At 60.5% G+C, this 18,443-nt stretch carries 6 protein-coding genes; 5 read left to right on the forward strand and 1 reads right to left on the reverse strand.

Translation table 11 applies throughout. The annotated features are described in order from the left end of the window. Positions 1-395 precede the first annotated feature (395 nt). From FYK55_RS25545 to FYK55_RS25560, 4 genes are all read left to right on the forward strand, one after another. Positions 396-6,077: a DUF4347 domain-containing protein gene (locus FYK55_RS25545; RefSeq protein WP_150079468.1), complete on the forward strand. Its 5,682-nt coding sequence runs from the start codon at positions 396-398 to the stop codon at positions 6,075-6,077. Between the two features lie 148 nt (positions 6,078-6,225). After that, on the forward strand, positions 6,226-7,815 hold the full coding sequence (locus FYK55_RS25550) for an arylsulfatase (RefSeq protein WP_315854087.1): 1,590 nt from the start codon (positions 6,226-6,228) through the stop codon (positions 7,813-7,815). A 212-nt stretch (positions 7,816-8,027) separates the two neighbouring features. Next, a complete protein-coding gene (locus FYK55_RS25555; protein WP_150079470.1) occupies positions 8,028-9,257 on the forward strand; it encodes a DinB family protein in 1,230 nt (409 codons plus the stop codon). Between the two features lie 173 nt (positions 9,258-9,430). Continuing rightward, positions 9,431-10,663 (forward strand): MFS transporter, encoded by a 1,233-nt coding sequence (locus tag FYK55_RS25560; protein ID WP_235908977.1) that lies wholly within the window; start codon positions 9,431-9,433, stop codon positions 10,661-10,663. Positions 10,664-10,683: 20 nt separating this feature from the next. Here the strand turns inward: FYK55_RS25560 and FYK55_RS25565 are convergent, their stop codons facing one another. Beyond that, entirely contained in the window at positions 10,684-14,100 is a 3,417-nt protein-coding gene (locus FYK55_RS25565; RefSeq protein ID WP_150079471.1) for a mechanosensitive ion channel domain-containing protein, read from the reverse strand. A gap of 542 nt (positions 14,101-14,642) precedes the next feature. On the opposite strand from FYK55_RS25565, the gene FYK55_RS25570 reads away from it, so the two are divergent. Beyond that, positions 14,643-18,161 carry a mechanosensitive ion channel domain-containing protein gene (locus tag FYK55_RS25570; protein ID WP_150079472.1) on the forward strand — a complete coding sequence of 1,173 codons (3,519 nt, stop codon included), beginning with the start codon at positions 14,643-14,645 and terminating at the stop codon, positions 18,159-18,161. The last annotated feature ends 282 nt before the right edge of the window (positions 18,162-18,443 follow it).

Consider the following 18,443-nt stretch of genomic DNA (forward strand, 5'->3'; position numbering starts at 1 on the left):
CACCGCAGTGCCAGCCATCGCAGTGCCAGCGACCGCGGTTCGACGAAGCGACCGTCGACGGAAGGCGGCGGAGCGGTGCGGTCCAGGCTCTGGCATTCCAGGCTCTGGCGAACGTCGCCATGTCCACCGGGGACTCTCCAGGGGGCCCGCCGAACCCTGTTTCCGACGCCAATCCGGTTCAGTCCGCATAACCGTTTCCAGGCGTCGAGCTGTGCGGACCGGCCCAGTCCGGGGATCGGGTTCATTTGTCACGGACTTCCCGCTCCAGGCCGATTCGCGGGCTAACGTTCAGTTGGTGGCAATCGGTTTCTTCACGCACCGGATTCCCCGCTGGGCCGCCTCCTTCGACTCCACGACTCGGTACCAATTTCGTGCGCAACCACGCTTCACCCAGGGTGTTCGATTTCTTTCCGCTGGAAGACCGGATCCTATTGAGTGCCGAAGGATTGGATGATTCGGGATTGGACCCCGGTGCCCAAGGAGAGATCGCGGATCCATTTCAGGCAGACTTTGACTCCCTGGACGCCGCGGGGGAGTCCGTATTGCAGCCGAGCGATGAACCCGAGGCCGCGACGCTTTGGGACGCTGATGGCGAAGCGTTCGCCGTGGACCCGACACGGTCCTTGGAGGTGGTGTTCGTCGATTCGGATGTCGCCGATTCAGAAACCCTGATCCGGGGCCTGCGTGACAGCGCCGGGGAGCAGACGCAATGGGTCATCTTTGAACTTTCAGCCGACGGCGACGGCGTCGACCAGATTTCGAGGGCGTTGAGTGACCTGTCCGGTGTGGACGCGGTGCACCTGCTTAGCCATGGTGACAGCGACGGCATCTGGCTGGGCGGCGAGTTCTTGAACATGGACTCGGTGACCGCACACGCGGGTCAGATCGCTGGTTGGGCCGATGCGATCGATTCCGGTGGGGACCTGTTGATCTACGGTTGTGATCTGGCCGGGACGCCGAATGGCCAGACCCTCGTCCAGGCTCTGGCGGAACTCTGCCGTTGCGACGTCGCCGCAAGTGATGACGCAACCGGGCATCAGGAGCTTGGTGGAGACTGGGAGCTGGAATTCAGCGTGGGGCAGATTCAGACCGAGGTGGCTATCGGTTCAACCGCCCGGGATCAGTGGTGGGACCTGTTGACGCTGAATGAACAAGGCAGCGAATCGATCGTCAACGAAACCACCGCCGGAAACCAACTCACCACGGAGTATGGCGGCGGAAACGTTGCGATGGACGATGCCGGCAACTATGTCGTCGTTTGGCAGGGTGAGAATTCGCGGTACGACGTTTACGCACGGGTCTACAACGCCGATGGCACGGCGCGAACCGGTGAAATCCTGGTCAACAGCGTTCAAGCGATCGACCAGGATTGGCCGCACGTGGCGATGGACTCGGATGGCAACTTCGTGGTTTCCTGGAGCAGCAACCAGGGCGGCAACTACGACATTTTCATGCAGCGGTTTGACGCCGACGGCAACATGCAAGGCTCGGCGGTGCGGATCAATGACAGCACGTCGGGATCACAAGACGCGTCGTCCATCGCGATCAGTGATAGTGGCGACATTGTGATCACCTGGACCGACTACACGAAAAGCGGCGGCGCTGACGTGATGTACCAGCGTTACGATTCGGCGGGCAATGCGACAAGCGGACGACTGGTGGCGAATTCTGAATTGGAAGGCGTTCAACAGTTCTCCGATGTCGCCATGGACGCCGATGGAAACTTCATCATCGTCTGGGAGAGCTTCGATCAGGACGCATCCTCGTCCTGGGGAATCTACGGTCAACGCTTTGACGCGTCCGGAAACACCTTGGGCGGTGAGTTCCTGGTCAACAGCAACACGGCCGGCCACCAATGGATTCCGGAAGTCGCAATGGCCGACGATGGCTCCTTCGTCGTCACCTGGGAAGATTCCGCTGCCGACGGTGACGGGACCGGAGTGTTCGCTCGACGGTTCGACTCGCAGGGCAATGCACTGGGCAGCGAGTTCCAGGTGAACACCGAAACGTCGGGCGACCAGGGCGCGATGAGTATCGGAATGAACGCCGAGGGTGACTTCATCATCAGTTGGGAAAGCCAGGGCGGTCAGGACGGATCGCTCTCGGGCATCTTTGCGCAGCAATTTGATCGCTACGGAAATACGATCGGAACCGAGACGTTGGTCAACGACTTTACGGCTGGCAACCAGCAGCTTCCGGGAGTTGCTTACAGCGGAACGGATGCGGTGGTCGTTTGGAGCGGTCGTGGAGCGGAGGACAGCCTGGGAGTATTCGCAAAGACATTCACGACCCGATCGATCCTGATGGTGGATACGGCCGCCGATGTGATCGACGGTGACACCTCTTCGGTCGCCGCATTGCTTGCCGACCGAGGCGCGGACGGGATGATCTCCCTGCGCGAAGCGATCGAAGCGTCAAATCACACGTCGGGTCTGGAAGAGATTCTGTTCGATCTCGACGGTTCCGGATCGCACACAATCTCGCTGGCTTCGGCGCTGCCCGTGATTTCAGACGCGGTCGTGATCGATGGGACCAGCCAGACCGGTTGGATCGCGGGCAGCTTTTTGCCGATCGTGATCGATGGAAACGGGTACGGAAACGGATTGGAACTTTCCGCGACCGCGGGCGGTTCCGTCATCCAGGGGTTGGTCATCCGAGACTTTTCCGGGGATGCGATCAACGTCGCGGCAGGTGCCGATGGGGTTGCGATCACCGGCAACTGGATCGGCCAATTCACCAGCGACGGCGGCGATGCGGGAGATGCAGAACGCAACGGCGCAGCCGGCATTCGCATCGCCAGCAACAACGTCACGGTGGGATCCGGCACGGCCGAAGGCCGCAACGTCCTCTCTGGCAACGCGGACGGCATCGTGCTGCAGGGCAACGTGTCCGGAACATTGATTATGGGAAACTACATCGGCACAGACGTGTCGGGAAATTCTCTGCGGGGAACGAACGATCGCGGCATCTATGTGGAGGGCGAAGTGACCGCCACCGTGATCGGCGGCACCGCGGTGCATGAGGGGAACCTCATTGCCGGTTCCCTGGCGAATGCCATTGAATTCAATGGACCTGATGTCGACGGAAATGTCATTTCGGGAAACCAGATCGGAGTGTCCGCCGACGGAACCCGAAACCTGGGCGTCGGTGGCCATGGAATCGCGATCTTCAACGGGGGCGACGATACCCAGATCCTCGGGAACCAGATTGCCGGTGCCGGCGGCGACGGCATCCACCTCAGCGGAGTGTCAAGTTTCTCGATCGTCCGCGGCAATACCATCGGAACGGACGCCGGCGGAAATGCCGACTGGGGTGTGGGTGGTCATGGCATTTTTTTGACTGCGGGAGCTCGGGAAACGCTGATCGGTGGAGTCGCGCCAGGGCAGGGCAACCTGATTGCTTACAGCGGGCAAGCTGTCTCGTCAGCAGCCGGTGTGCGGATTGATCCGTCCGCCGGTGTTGGCAACACGATTCGAGGCAATTCGATCCACGACAATGCTGGCAGTGGAATCGACTTGGGCGAAACCGGTGACACCGCCAACGATCCGGGTGACATTGATAGCGGCGGCAACCAGATTCAAAACTGGGCGGTGTTGAACCAGGCGACCATTTCCGATGACGGAACCTTTACCTATGAACTGGATACGACGACGTTGGCCGCCGGCAATTACACGGTCGATTTTTACGTCGGCGATTCCTCAAGTGGTTCGGCTGAGGGGGAACGATACCTTGGGTCCATCAGCGGCGTCGCCGGCGGCAGCCTTTCGGTGGTTGGATCACTTTCATCGGTCGTGTTGGCGCCCGGTGAGATTGTCACGTTGACGGTGACGGATTCGGCGGGGAATACGTCCGAGTTTTGCGTGGGAGTTCCCGTCGTGGATGCCGATCAACCGCCCGGCGTGTTGTCGGCGATCACGGATACGGATTCTGCCGCCGACGGGGTGATGGAGAATTCACCCGTCGGAACGACGGTCGGGATCACGGCGCTGGCGACCGACAGTGACGGCGACAACGTGGTGACGTATTCGCTGGATGACTCCAGCGGTGGCTTGTTCGCGATCGACGCGACGACCGGCGTCGTGACGGTCAATGGCCCCATTGACTATGAATCTTCCGCCAGCCATCAGATCACGGTTCGCGCAACCAGCACCAGCGGACAGTCCCAGACGGCGTCCTTCACGATCGCGGTTGCCGATCAACCGCCCGGCGTGTTGTCGGCGATCACGGATACGGATTCCGCCGCCGACGGGGTGATGGAGAATTCACCCGTCGGAACGACCGTGGGGATCACGGCGCTGGCGACCGACAGCGACGGTGACAATGTGGTGACGTATTCGCTGGATGACTCCAGCGGAGGCTTATTCGCGATCGATGCGACGACCGGCGTGGTGACGGTCAACGGCCCTATTGATTTTGAATCTTCCGCCAGCCATCAGATCACGGTTCGCGCAACCAGCACCAGCGGAGAGTCGGAGACGGCGTCCTTCACGATCGCGGTTGCCGATCAACCGCCCGGCGTGTTGTCGGTGATCACGGATACGGATTCCGCCGCCGACGGGGTGATGGAGAATTCACCCGTCGGAACGACCGTGGGGATCACGGCGTTGGCGACCGACAGCGACGGCGATAACGTGGTGACGTATTCGTTGGATGACTCCAGCGGAGGCTTGTTCGCGATCGATGCGACGACCGGCGTGGTGACGGTCAACGGCCCTATTGATTTTGAATCCTCCGCCAGCCATCAGATCACCGTTCGCGCAACGAGTACCAGCGGAGAGTCGGAGACGGCGTCCTTTACAATTGCGGTTGCGGACGTCAATGAAGTTCCGACACCGACCGATGAAACGGTCACCGTCAATGCCGGCGGCAGTGTCGATCTGGCGACCGACGGGATCCTGGCAAACGGGACGGACGTGGATGGTGATGCAGTCACGACGATCATCGTCACGCCGCCCAGCAATGGAACGTTGACGTTGGGGCCGGGAGGCACGCTGACCTACACGCCCGATAACGGGTATTACGGGAGCGACTCGTTCTCCTATCAGGTGACCGACGGAATCCTGGTGAGCGAGGTCGCCGAAGTTGTGATCAACGTGGATCCGATCGGGTTGCCGTACGGAGGCGGAACGGGAGCAACCGGCGGTTCTGCAGGGTCCGGCGGCACTGGCGGAAGCACCGGTGCCGGTACTGGCGGCGGGGCTGGGACCACGGGAGGTTCGGCAGGTGCAGGCGGCACCGGAAGCACCGCGGGCGGTTCGAGCGGTGGTACGAGCGGCAGCACCGTTGTTGGCGGAGGAGGTTCGGGTGGCGGTGCGTCTGCCGGGGGAAGTAGCGGCGGAAGTTCTGGAAGTGGCATCGATGCGGGCGTCGAGGGCGGAACCGGTGGCGGATTGTTGCCTTCAGGTAGTTCGCTTGAACCGTCCAGCGGCGGCACTCTGTTCCCCGGCGGTGGGACGAGCGGTTCCGGCGGCAACGCGATGGAATCAACCTCCGAGTCCCAGTTGGCAACCGAATCCCTTTCCGACCAAAACGAGCGGTCCCAGTTGGAACGCGGGCGTGAGGATAATTCCGAGCGTTCGAAGTCCTCCGGCGGACGTTCCGACGGCAGTGGAGCGACTGCGAATACGCTGCCCGGCGGCGGAGGTGCGGCCGACGGCGCTTTTGCGGGACGCGGCAATCAGCCGCTGGTCCAATCGATGGGGGAAACCATGTTCCACAGTTTGTACGGAACCGTGTCCACCATGGATTTCTCCTCCGTCGAAGAGGCACCCGAAGTTCGGATGCTGGAGCGATTGCTCAAACGCGACCTGGAAGAAGCCATCGCTTGGCACCTGTGGGACGAATGGCGCGGAAATTCACCGGACCACCCGTCCAGCTACCTGGTGGGCACCGCGCAGACCGCGGCCGGACTGTTCTCGATCGGGTACGTGATGTGGGCGCTCCGCGGAGGGACGTTCATGACCGCCGTCGCCTCCAGTTTGCCGGCCTGGCGGATTGTCGATCCGACGACCCTGTTGCGTGCCTATCGGGAATCCAGCCTGCCGATGGAGGATGGTGTGGAGAAAATGCTTCGCTGATCATCGGCTTGCCTGAGGCCGCCCAAGCAGTTGTCAAGCAAAGGTTCGGTTACACTGCCGGCATGGCTGGATCAGGCATGCCACTTCTCGAACCGAATCAATCACAATCATGGCGACGCGAATGCTGGGCAGAATCTTACTGGGGGTGATGGTCGCAGGGGCGATGCTGGGCGGAGACCGGTCATGGGCCGCCTCGCGTCCCAACATCATTCTGATCATGGTCGACGACATGGGCTTTTCGGATATCGGCCCCTACGGCAGTGAGATCCCCACGCCCCATTTGGACGCGCTCGCCGCCGGCGGTGTCCGATTTTCCCAGTTCTACAACACGGGACGTTGCTGTCCCACGCGGGCTTCCCTACTGACCGGATTGTATTCGCATCAAGCGGGCATCGGGCACATGACGGCCGATCAGGGTGTGCCCGGATACCGTGGACAATTGAACGATCATTGTGTCACCATCGCGGAAGTCCTCCGCCAAGCCGGCTATTTCACCGCGATGACCGGAAAGTGGCACGTCGGGTTTGAACACGGCGTGACGCCGTGGAGCCGTGGGTTCGACCGCAGCCTGAATCTTCCGGCGGGAGGCTTGCATTTCTCCGACCAGACCGGTTCAAAGGGCGGAACGAAACTATTTAAAAACGGCCAGCAAGTCGCTCGAGATGATCCGCAGTTTGATCCGCCCTGGTATGGAACGGATCTGTGGACGGAGCAGGGCATCCGATTCATTGACGAAGCACGTCAGCGTGACCAACCGTTTTTCTGGTACCTCGCGCACGTCGCGCCGCACTTTCCTTGCATGGCACCGGAAGAGACGATCGCAAAGTATCGCGGTCGTTATCTCGCCGGATGGGACGCACTTCGGCGCGAACGATATCAACGCCAGATCGACTCCGGGTTGATCGACCCACGCTGGCAACTAGAACCTCGCCCGGAACAGATCCCCGCCTGGGATTCGCTCTCGCAATCCGAACAGCGTCGTTACGATGACATGATGGCGATCTATGCGGCGATGATCGAGGAGATCGACAACAACATCGGCAAACTGGTCTCCGCACTTCGCAACCGCGGAGAACTGGAGGACACGCTGATCTTGTTCCTTTCGGACAACGGCGGCAATGCGGAAGCGGGGGTCAGCGGGCGTTATGACGGTCAGTCGCCGGGTGATCCCCACTCCAACGTGTTCATCGGGCGATGCTGGGCGCACTTGAACAACACGCCCTTTCGTAAATACAAGCACTACAACCACGAAGGCGGGATTGCCACACCGTTGATCGCCCATTGGCCCGCCGCGATCCAGCCGAAAACCGGAAAAGACGGTTGGATCCGGACTTCCACGCACGTCATCGATCTGATGGCGACTTGTGTGGATCTGGCGCAAGCCGAGTATCCGGACCAGATCGATCAACGAATGATCACTCCCATGCAGGGCCAGAGCTTGAAGCCGTTGTTGACCGGTGAAGGGACTTTCCCCAATCGGACGCTTTTCTGGGAACACGAAGGAAACGCCGCCATTCGCGATGGGGACCACAAACTGGTACGACAAGGAATGGGCGGCACGTGGGAATTGTTCGACATGGAAGGCGATCGAACCGAGCAACATGATCTTGCCCAGGACCACCCGGAACGGGCCGCCGAGTTGCAAAAGCGCTGGCGGGAATGGGCCCGGTCGGCCAAGGTGCTACCGAAGCCCGGTAAGAAAAAGAGCAAGAAAGCGAAGCCGGCTGCACGCGATTGACCGCCCGGCGATACGCGCCGGGGGCCCAAAACGTTTTGGCCAGCCGCGGGCTTTCCCGTGGGCCCTTTCAAAGGGCGATCGAGGGGCGATCGAGGAGCGAATCGTTTTTCACCGTTCAAACGATTCAGTCGATAGACTGTGGAGCGGGGACGCGTCGGGTTTTCGGCGGTCCGTTGCCGACTTGGTCAAGGCCCTTCACTCACGGGGATGTGATGCTCATCGCACGTTCATTCGCTCTGCAGGCGGCGTTGCTGACGCTTCTGTCATCGGCAGTGCTTGCCGAACCGGGAGACCCCCTGGCGATCCGCTGTTGGCCGGAAGGTCGTTTCAGTGTGGAAACGCAATGGGGACTTTCGCTGTTGGTGACATCGGACCGCCATTCGGCTGATGGTCAGACCGCCAAAGAACATCTTGGCACAGAACAGCAAGCCACAGAACAGGCGGCCGACGACCATTTCCCCGTCACGGATCAAACGGTTTCCGTGCGGCAGACGTTGGATCATGTGCTCACCAGAGCTGCCAACCAGGAACACCCTCGATGGGTTGCCGCGGGGGAGGGTGACGTGGACGATCCGCATCGATTGACCGTTCAGTCGATCTCCTCGGTCAGCAACCGTTTGTTGGTGGGTGTCGATGGTGTGAACGTGCTGTTCGCGGTCCCGGAAACCGGCCGGGAAGATTCGAGGTCGGAATCGGGACGGCTTGCCAAGGTGGATGTGGCCGTGCTGATGACGGACGGGCGGCGGGAACCAACGGATGAGTCGATTTCTTCGTTGCTCGCCGCCACGCGGCCCACCATGGTCGTGATCCCATCAAACCTTTCCACCTTGGCGATGTCCGCGGCGCGGACGCTCCGAACCGACTTGATCGTCAACCAGGATCACAACACGATTGCGGTTTCGGATTTTGAGCGCTCGCGAGAACAACCGGTGGTGGTGATTTTGGGTGAGAATCCCTGGAAGATGCCGGAGAGATTGGCAGAACTGTTTGCCGCGATGGATCAAGCGTGTGAGCAGTCGCAACAGGTTTTTGCGCCGTTAACTGCCGCGCAGCTGAATTTCCGTCCCGCCAACGGTACCCACACGCCGCGTTGGAATGCCGAGCACATGATGGGGCGGCAACTGTTGTTCTTTTCACAGATCTATCATCAGGTTGATCCGTCCGTCCCGGTGATGGATCTGAATCCCAAGCAGATGCCGCCCGACTACGTGGCGGCCCATCCGAAGTGGGACGGGGCGGAAGAAGCTCGCCAGATGCAGCGGGTCAGCAACTTTTGCCGTCGGTTCGCGTACCTGCTGGAGGGAATCGAGGTGCAGCAGAAAGCTCCGGGAAGTCGTTGGCCGTCGCTTCAGGCGTTGCTGGTGCAGATGCAGCGCCACTATCAGGAACACACCGCCAACACCGTGAAGAAATTTGACCTGCCGGATTGGCCGCCGCGCTAGGATGACGACAGCGAAGCATTGCTCAGGCTGCCGCGGCAGCGGGCTTGGCAGCCGTGGTCGATCCAACTCGTGGCAATTGCTAGGGCTCGCGATCGGTTCTCACTTCCGTCACTCTCGATCAAGTTGTCAGTCCAATTGCTGAGAGTCAACGCACCGCCCGCCATTGGCTAAGCTTGGCGACTTTGATCATCGCCGGCGAAGCCGTCTTTTTCCTGCCGTTCGTTTTGCCACGGATCTTTCGCCCGACATTCTTGGGCGTGTTCGGAATCACCAACCTGCAGTTGGGCTTGGCGTTTTCGGCTTACGGTGTTGTGGCCATGATCGCGTATCTGCCCAGCGGGCCCTTGGCCGATCTTTTCTCGGCGCGGCGATTGATGGCGACGGCCTTGCTTGCGACAGCCGCTGGCGGTCTGGTGCTGACGGCAATTCCGCCGGCCGGAACGCTTCGTTGGCTGTACGCGTTTTGGGGGCTCAGTACGATTCTGCTGTTCTGGTCGGCACTGATTCGCGCGACGCGACAGTGGGGTGGTGAGGCATGGGAAGGCACCGCGTTTGGTTTGCTTGACGGTGGCCGGGGGTTGGTCGCGGCGCTGTTGGCGACCGTCTCGGTGTCCCTCTTCGCCGCGTTGATGCCGGCGGATCTCGACGGCGTCACGGACGCAGAACGGCTGGCGGCCTTTCGACAGGTGATCCTGCTGTTTGTTGCGATCACCGCCCTGGTGGCCTGTCTGGTCTGGTTCACGATTCCCGACCGGGAATCGGGGAGTCGCGGGCCGGAGCAAATGTTTCGGACGACCGATGCCCTGCACGTCCTTGCACGCCCCGTTGTTTGGCTGCAGGCGCTGATCGTCGTTTGCGCGTACGTGGCGTACAAAGGCTTGGACGACGTTTCGTTGTACGCGCGGGAGGTGTTGGGAATGGACGAGGTGGACGCAGCCTACACATCGAACCTTTCGATGTGGATACGCCCTCCGGCCGCCGTGGCGGCAGGGATTGTGGCTGACCGCTGGCGGGTCACGCGATTGACGACCCTGTGTTTTCTGTGCGTTGCCGTCGGCAGTGCGTTGATCGCCAGCGGGCAACTGGGCGGGGAATGGACGGTTTTCTATCTGGTCCTGGTTGCGACCAGCGCAGCCATCTTTGCCATGCGCGGGCTTTACTTCGCGATCATGCGGGAGGGCCGCATCCCGCTGCGGTACACGGGGACGGTGGTCGGTTTGGTTTCGGCGATCGGATACCTGCCCGACGTTTTCATGGGCCCGCTGATGGGGTTTTTGCTGGATCGATCGCCGGGACCACCGGGCCATCAACAGGTGTTCGCCACGATTGCAGGGTTCTCATTGGCAGGCATGTTGGCCAGTTCGCTTTACGCATTCTGCGTCACTCGCACGGATCCGCCGGTGTGACTTGGGGGCGGATCGGGGCCTCATTCCAATGCCCGATCCTTTTCGATCGCGGGGAATTCTTCCAGCTTGAAGTGCAGGTCCCGCTGCGGGAAGGGAATCTCGATTCCGGCCTTTTCAAACGCTTTGGCGATTGCCGTGTTGATCTGATGCGTGACCTCGATCCGGTTGTCAAGCTTTTGAAGGTACAGACGGACGGCGAAGTTCAAGGAGCTGTCCCCGAACGTCTCGAAACTGATCAGCGGCGCGGGGTCGTCCAGGACTTCGGGGTTTGCCATGACCGTGCGCCGCAGGATGTCACGAACCTGATCGGGGTCGCTGCCGTAGGCCACACCGACCTCGATCGTTAGACGGTTGATCATGTTGGTCAAAGACCAGTTCAAAATGGTTCCGGTAATCAAGTCCTTGTTGGGGATGATCAGCTCTTTGCGATCCCAGTTGGTCACCGTGGTCGCGCGCATTTGAATGCGCGAGACAATCCCCGTCGTGTCGCCGACGGTCACAATATCACCGACTCGCACCGGACGTTCGAGCAACAAGATGATTCCGGAAACAAAGTTCGCGACGATCTCTTGCAGACCGAAACCGAGTCCGACGGAAATGGCGGCCAGCAACCAGCCCAGTTGCTGGTAGGGCACACTGAGCAGATTGAGCACAACCAGCGCGCCCACCACGACCAAGGCGTATCGCAAAAGCGTGGTGATGGCATAGCGTGCGCCGTTGTCCATCGAAGTCCGGCTGAGGACCAGGTATTCCAGCGTGCTCGGCAGATTGCGGATGGCGATTCCGAGCACGAACACGAGGGCCAGGCTGGACAAAATATCCAGCAACGTCACATACTCGATGGATTCTCCGGTTCCCACCGGCCAGAGCGTTTTCCCGGCGAAATACTCGAATGCCGGCAGCACATCGCTCCAGATAAATGCCAAGCAAATCAAAGCCGCGATGCCGACCAGGATGAACGCGGTTTGCCGGGTATGATGATCCAGCGTCGGCAGATCGGTCGGCTCCTCTTCTTCGATGACGATGCCCGTTTCCGAAGCCAATGTCTCCTCGGGGCCGTGCTCCAATTCGGCGATCCGACGTTGTCGGGCTTCGTGGGCTTTGCGGCGGGCGACATCGCGTCGCCGGAGCGTCAGCCAGCGCGAGATCAATCCAAAAACCAGCACGATGACCACCGCCAATAGCAGCGATGATTGCATGGATCGCGAAAGACGGAATGTCGTGTCCAGATAGCCGGACAACGCCATCATTGCCGGCAACAGCGGGCTGGCGGCCAGGATCCACCACAGCCACTTTCGGCTGCGGTAGATCATCGAATCCGGATTGCTGCGCACCAGTTGCGTGTAGATCGGACTCGCTTGGCGGAAGAGCCGATGATGGAAGAGCGCGGTCGCCAGAAAAAGTGTCACGCAGAAAACGCGGCTGCCCAGCGTCGCCACCGCCGTATCGGCGCAAGCACGGAAAGTGGGCATCAGCACGTAGCAACACGCTCCGATCGGCAGATACCAGCGGAGGTGGCGACGCAAGAGCTTGCGGACATCTTCGCCCCAACCAAAATGCGACTCTGCCAAGCCGTCATTGCGGCACATCTCTTTCAGCCATTCGATGGCCACGATGAATGGCACGACCAGCTCGAGTCCGTTGCCGAGTCCCCGAATGAGTGAATCTGCCGACGGGCGAGCCTCCAGCACGTAGGCGGCCGACCAAAACAGTACCGGCCAGACGGCCGCCGCCAGCACGGTTGCCACCAGGGCCACGATGGTCGAATGAAATGTCGCGTCGAATCGGTGGGCTTGTTGACCCTCGCGAATCGTCACGCGCCGAAGCCGACCGCGAAACATCAACAAAGCGAGCAACGCCGCCGCCAGCAAGACGCAGCGGATGGGGAAGGTTTGAAGGGATCTCAGGACGTGCCCGAACAGTCGTTGCCAACTGCTTGCGCTCGTCAAATAGGCGATCGCGTCCGGTACGTAGACCAACTCACCGATCGAAAACGGCGGCGCGCTGCGGGTCCAAAACAGGTGGCGATTGACGAAGCTGTCATACTCGTCGATCGATTGCAGCAATTCCCGACGCTGGGTGTCGCTGGAAATCATGGTTTGGACCAGCAGATTCTGCGTCCTCAAGGTCTGCTCGATCAGTTCACGTCGCGACTTCAGCAAGAGCAGCCGTGCTTCCTCGTTTGACACGTTGCCCCAATCGATATCGGACAAGGATCGGTCAAGATCGACTTGATCGTTGGATGCCAAGATCTCGTCGATCTTTCGAGCTTCATCTTCCAGACGAAACGCTTTGATCTGGTACTGCTGGACCTGTTCTTGCAAGTCCGGACGGGGCTGGAATTCGACCCGCAGCTGGTTGTAGACCTGTTGTCGCTCGCGAAACAGCAGCCCCAGTGCTTCGGTCAGGCCCACCGCATCGACACGTTTGGATGCCGTTTCCAGTTCCGAAGTGAGGTCATCGAAACGGGACTTCACCTCGGACAACGTCCGTTGAGCCTCTTCGGCGTCCTGGATCATCGATTGATGAAGTTCGGAAAGCTGAATATTTGACGTTGTCAGACTTTGCAAGAAGTCTGGCGCCTCGGCCGCCGCCCGTCGAAGTTGGTCCGTTTCGTCACGTGCCTGCCTCAATTGGCGTTCGGAGAGTTCCCGCCGCAGCAAATCGATTTTGCCCCGCAGGGCCTTCACTTCCGCGTCCGCCAGGGTCTTCTGACGCGGCAGCAGGCTGGCCGTGGCCAGGTAGGTTGCCTGCTCATTGCGCAGGCTGTCGAGCGTCTGTTGAAGCTGCGCCGCTCGCGCATTGAGCAGCGTGTTTCTGGCTCGGGTCTCCAGGGGCGTTTCGTTGCCGGGTGCCGGCTGTCCTAGCTGTTCTCGTGTTTGCTGCAGCTTCGCTTCGTTGTCGGTCAGCTCGGCAGGAATTTCGCTCAGCCGTCGTTCACGACGGACCGGTTCGGCCGCCAAATCCGCGGCCCGCTTTTCCGCAGCGGTCAACTCGCTGGTCGACTGAGCCAGTTGTTGCGTGATCTGTTCGATCGACGCCGTTTCGGAAACGGACGGCGGCTGTTTCAAGTCGGCTAGCGCGGTCTCGATCGCCTTCAGATCGTCCGAAACGGTCTGGATTTGTTGTTGGTAGCCTTCGGATTGCTTCCGCTTCGCATTGGCATCCTGGACGGCTTCGTCGGCTTTCTCAAACAAACCTTGCAGCCGGGCCTTGCTGTCATCGTCGAGACCGGAGTTCGATTCCAGCTGGTGCTTTCCATCTTCGATCTGCTTGGTGATCGAGTCGGTTGCCGAGGTCACGTTCGGACCGCCAGGGACTTGGCCCGAGGCGTTGGACCATGCGAGCAGGCACACGATCGACGCCAGGGCGAACGTCATTCGTGATGCCAGCAAACCGTTTGGCGGACCGGACGGGTGGTGTACTGCGTTTCGCATGGCAAACGGGAACAGAAGAACGGACGGCAAACGATTGCTAGCAAGGGGCGTTGGCTTCGCCGAAGCTGAAGCATTCGACCGCCTTCGCCAACCCGGAGCGGGTTTCTGGCAGTGCTTAGTCTCATTGCCAACCCGGTCACGATGAAGGGGGCTCGATGTTTTCGTAGCCAGTTATCAACATGCTTTTCTGAAAATCACCCTCCCGGAGGGAGGGTGAAGCAAAGCTGCACAACCTCCTCGCGGGAAGGTGAATGGACTTGTGTCGACACCCGTGCCACTCAACACCGACTTTCAAACACGAATGACTGCATTGGCGTCGCTAACAATGCCTCAAGATGCTCGCGGGGGCAAGCGTGACAGAATGAGCCATTTCGCGTTGCGGTTTCGGGTTCATTTTCTTAGCGTCCACCCTGTGGCATGTTGCGCGTGACGCGATGATCCGTCGTCCGCAAATGAGATCCACCGGTGTCGGAAAAGGAGTCCGGCGCCCCGGCTGTCGAGGCTGCTTCAACGCGACGCAATTTTCTCCAGGATGGTGAACTTTGAATCGAGAATCGTATCAAACCCGGCCGCTGCGGATGCTTAGCCTGGTCGCCGCATTGGTGTTGCTTCCCAGCCCGCTGTTCGGACAATCCGAACCGCTGCCCAGCGGTGAGGAAACGGCGGCGGTGGAACCGTCGTTGACGGTCGAGCGGATCGAACAGTTGCTTCGGGAATTGGAGCAGACGCCCAACGTCACCGAGGAAGACAAGACGGCGACGACCGACGCGTATCGTTCGACCGTCAAAGAACTGCAGGCGGCCCAGGAAGCGGAGAAGCGTCACCGCGTGTTCGTCGAAGAGGCGGGGTCGGTCAACGACCGATTGGAACAGGTCAAGGCCAAGCTTCAGGAGTTGGGCGCACAGCAGCCGACGCTGGACTCCGCGTTGACACTTCCGGAACTGGAGCAACTGCTTCCCAAACTGGAACTGCAGCTGACCACGCAGAAGAAAGCGCGCAAGGTTGCCGAGGACAAACCGCAGACACGTTCCCAGCGGCGGAAAGAAATCCGTGAGCGGCTGGTGTCGATTCAGGAAAAACGCGCCGCGATCGAAACGCAGCTGACCGCGGCCGCGGCCATCGAATCGCCACTGCTCTCAAGCGCCCGCGGCCTGCAACTGAAGGCCTATCGGATTGCGTTGGACAAAGAGCTGATCATGTTGGAAGCCGAACTGGCGAAGTACGATGCCGAAGACGCTTCGGAGCTGATTCGTTTGCAGGCGGACCTGGCCGCGCGTCAGACCGTGTTGACCGAAAAGAGCGTTGAACAGTTGCAGGAGCGAATCAAGGCGGCGCGGCAGGCGGCTGCCGAATTGTCGGTTCGACGTGCGCGGCGAGAGGCGATTGCGGCAGATCCCGCGCTGCAACGCTATGCCGATCGCAACCAGGAGCTGGCGGAAAAGGCCAAGGAGATTTCACAGAAGCTGGCCGAAACCGAGAAAGATTTGAAGCTTGCCACGGAAATGCACGACGAGCTCAATCGCCAGTTCAACGGGACACGCCAGAAGGTGGAACTGGTCGGGCTGACCAGTTCGGTCGGTGCTCTCCTGCGAAAGCAGCGGACCACCCTACCCGATGTCAGCCAGCGAGAAACCGCCGTCGCGCAGCGTCAGGCGGTGATCAGCGACATGCAGTACCTGCTGTTCGAGTATGAAGACGAACGCCAGGAGTTGGGCGATATCGATGCCCTCGTGGAGAAGATCAGTCACGAGTCAGCCCTTCAAGGGAACAACGATTCGGAACTGTTGGAATCGGCGACCCGAGAACTGTTGACGCACAAGAGTGGATACCTGGACGCGCTGATCCGCAACAGTGGCCAGTACTTCGACACGCTGGTGGAGTTGGACACCACGGATCGTCAAGTCATTGCACTGGCCGGCAACTACGCCAACTACATCGACGAACGGGTGTTGTGGATCCGCAGCGGCCGGGCGTTGTTGGAAGACTTTGACCTGACCGCCGCCGAAACACGCCTGGTCGATCCGACTCGGTGGTCGGAAATGACGCGGTTGATGCTGGCCGACTGCCGCCGTCATTTCGCGTTCTACCTTCTTGTCTTGATCCCGTTGGCAATCGTGCTGGTTCGCGGGGCGTCGTTGCGGAGACGAATCGCACGGCTGGGGGAAACGGCGCAGAAGGCCAACTGCCGCAGCGTGGCTCCGACCCTGCGAACGATGCTGCTGACCGGTCTGGTATCGATCGCCGCGCCCGGCCTGCTGGGCTTTGTCGGCTGGCGGCTGAAACATCTGCCGGACGAGTCTGGTTTTTGCGAAGCCATCGGGCAGGGGCTGCTGTGCCTTGCCGTGCTGTGGGTCACGCTGGAGTACTGGCGACAAGTTTGCCGTCCCACCGGCTTGGGCGTCTGCCACTTCCGCTGGTCGGCAAAAGCGATGCACGGCATGCGCCGCCAAATCCACGGCTATTCCATGTTGGCCCTGCCGTTTGCATTCCTGACGGGTGTCCTTTCGTCTCATCAAGCGACCTACGGCCACGACTCGCTGGAACGCACCAGTTTCCTGTTGGGAATGTGCGTGATCGCCGTTTGGGGATTCCGATTGATGCGACCGGCGGGACCCTTTTCGGAATCGTATCAGCTGCTCAAGGGCGGCTGGATCGATCGGCTCAAGCCGCTCTGGCCCTGGATTGCCGCGTTCGTTCCGCTGGCCCTGGCTTGCCTGGCCGTTGCCGGATACTACTACACGGCGCAAATCCTGTTTTGGCGTTTCTATGCGACGCTGGTCTTCATCGGTGTTCTGGTGCTCACGCGGTCGCTGCTGTTGCGCATGTTGCTGCTGCGTCGCCGCTACCTGAGCATGGAACAGGCACGCAAACGGGCGGCTGCGGCCGGGGCGGCCGGTGAGGAGGAGTCCAGCCATCCGGTGGCCGGAATCGTGACCGAAGACTCGCAATCGGACATCACCACGCACAGCATTCAATCGCGGCGGTTGGTGACCTCGGGGCTGTTGGCGACATCGATGGTCGGCTTCTGGCTGATCTGGGTCCAAGTCCTGCCCGCACTGGCGATGTTGGACAAGTATCCGGTCTGGGAGACTCAAGCCGCCGTGGCGAGCAGCGAGGAGACAGCGGCCATGCCGAGTCCGATGTTGGTGCCGACTCCCGGCGAACCGGCCGAGAGCCCGGCGGCGACCAGCAACGATCCCGCACCTTCGGTGGTCACCTATTCCGATCTGGCCCTGGCGGTCCTGATCGCCTGCGTGACGTTCGTGCTGTTCCGCAACGGACCAGGCTTGCTGGAGATGTCGGTGCTGCAGCAGTTGCCGGTGGATGCCTCGGTGCGCTACGCGATCACGACGCTGGTCAGTTATGCAATTGTTCTGGTCGGCATCATCGCCACCTGTTCGACGATCGGATTGCAATGGTCGCAGATCCAGTGGTTGGCAACGGCGTTGACTTTCGGGCTGGCGTTTGGGTTGCAGGAGATGTTTGCAAACTTCGTTGCCGGACTGATCATCCTGCTGGAACGCCCAATTCGCGTCGGCGACATTGTGACCGTGGATGACGTGACGGGAGTGGTTTCACGCATCCGGATCCGCGCCACGTCGATCACCAACTGGGATCGCAAGGAGTACGTCGTTCCCAACAAAGAGTTCATCACCGGCCGGCTGCTCAACTGGACCTTGTCCGACAAGATCAACCGGATCACGATCAACATCGGAGTGGCCTACGGATCGGACACCGAACGAGCCCGGGAGTTGTTGTTGGCTGCGGCAAACGACCATCCCGCGATTCTGAAGGATCCGCCGTCGCTGGCAACTTTCGAAGGGTTTGGCGACAATTCGCTGAACCTGGTGCTGCGAACCTTCTTGCCGACATTGGATAACCGTCTGGAAGTGATTCACCAATTGCACACGACGATCGACAAGGCATTCCGCAAAGAAGGCATCGAGATCGCGTTCCCGCAACGAGACCTTCACATCCGCAGCTACACCAACGTGATGGAAAACGTCCTGGAAGAGAATCGCCTGGAGTCTGCGGGCCAACAAGAACGCGAAGCCGCTTAGTGCGAGCACTCAAAAACAACCTCCACGCTCCCGCTTGCGGGTCGTGCGGTTTTTCGAGTGCGGAAAAGGCAAGCTTTCTCCGCTTTCCCAGCTGCAGAATGATGGATCAGGTAGAAACGGGGCGATCCTTCCCTCGCCGGCGCTCGACCCTCCTTGGAAAGGAGGGCGAACAAAACTGCACGATCCCGAGTCGCGAAGCGATGACAGCCCCCTGCCGTCGGCGCAAGCCGACGGAAACGGCTGACCAAAACACCACAGCCGCGAAGCGGCGACGCTGAGAGA

The organism is Roseiconus nitratireducens, assembly GCF_008629675.1.
GTDB classification, from domain to species: domain Bacteria; phylum Planctomycetota; class Planctomycetia; order Pirellulales; family Pirellulaceae; genus Stieleria; species Stieleria nitratireducens.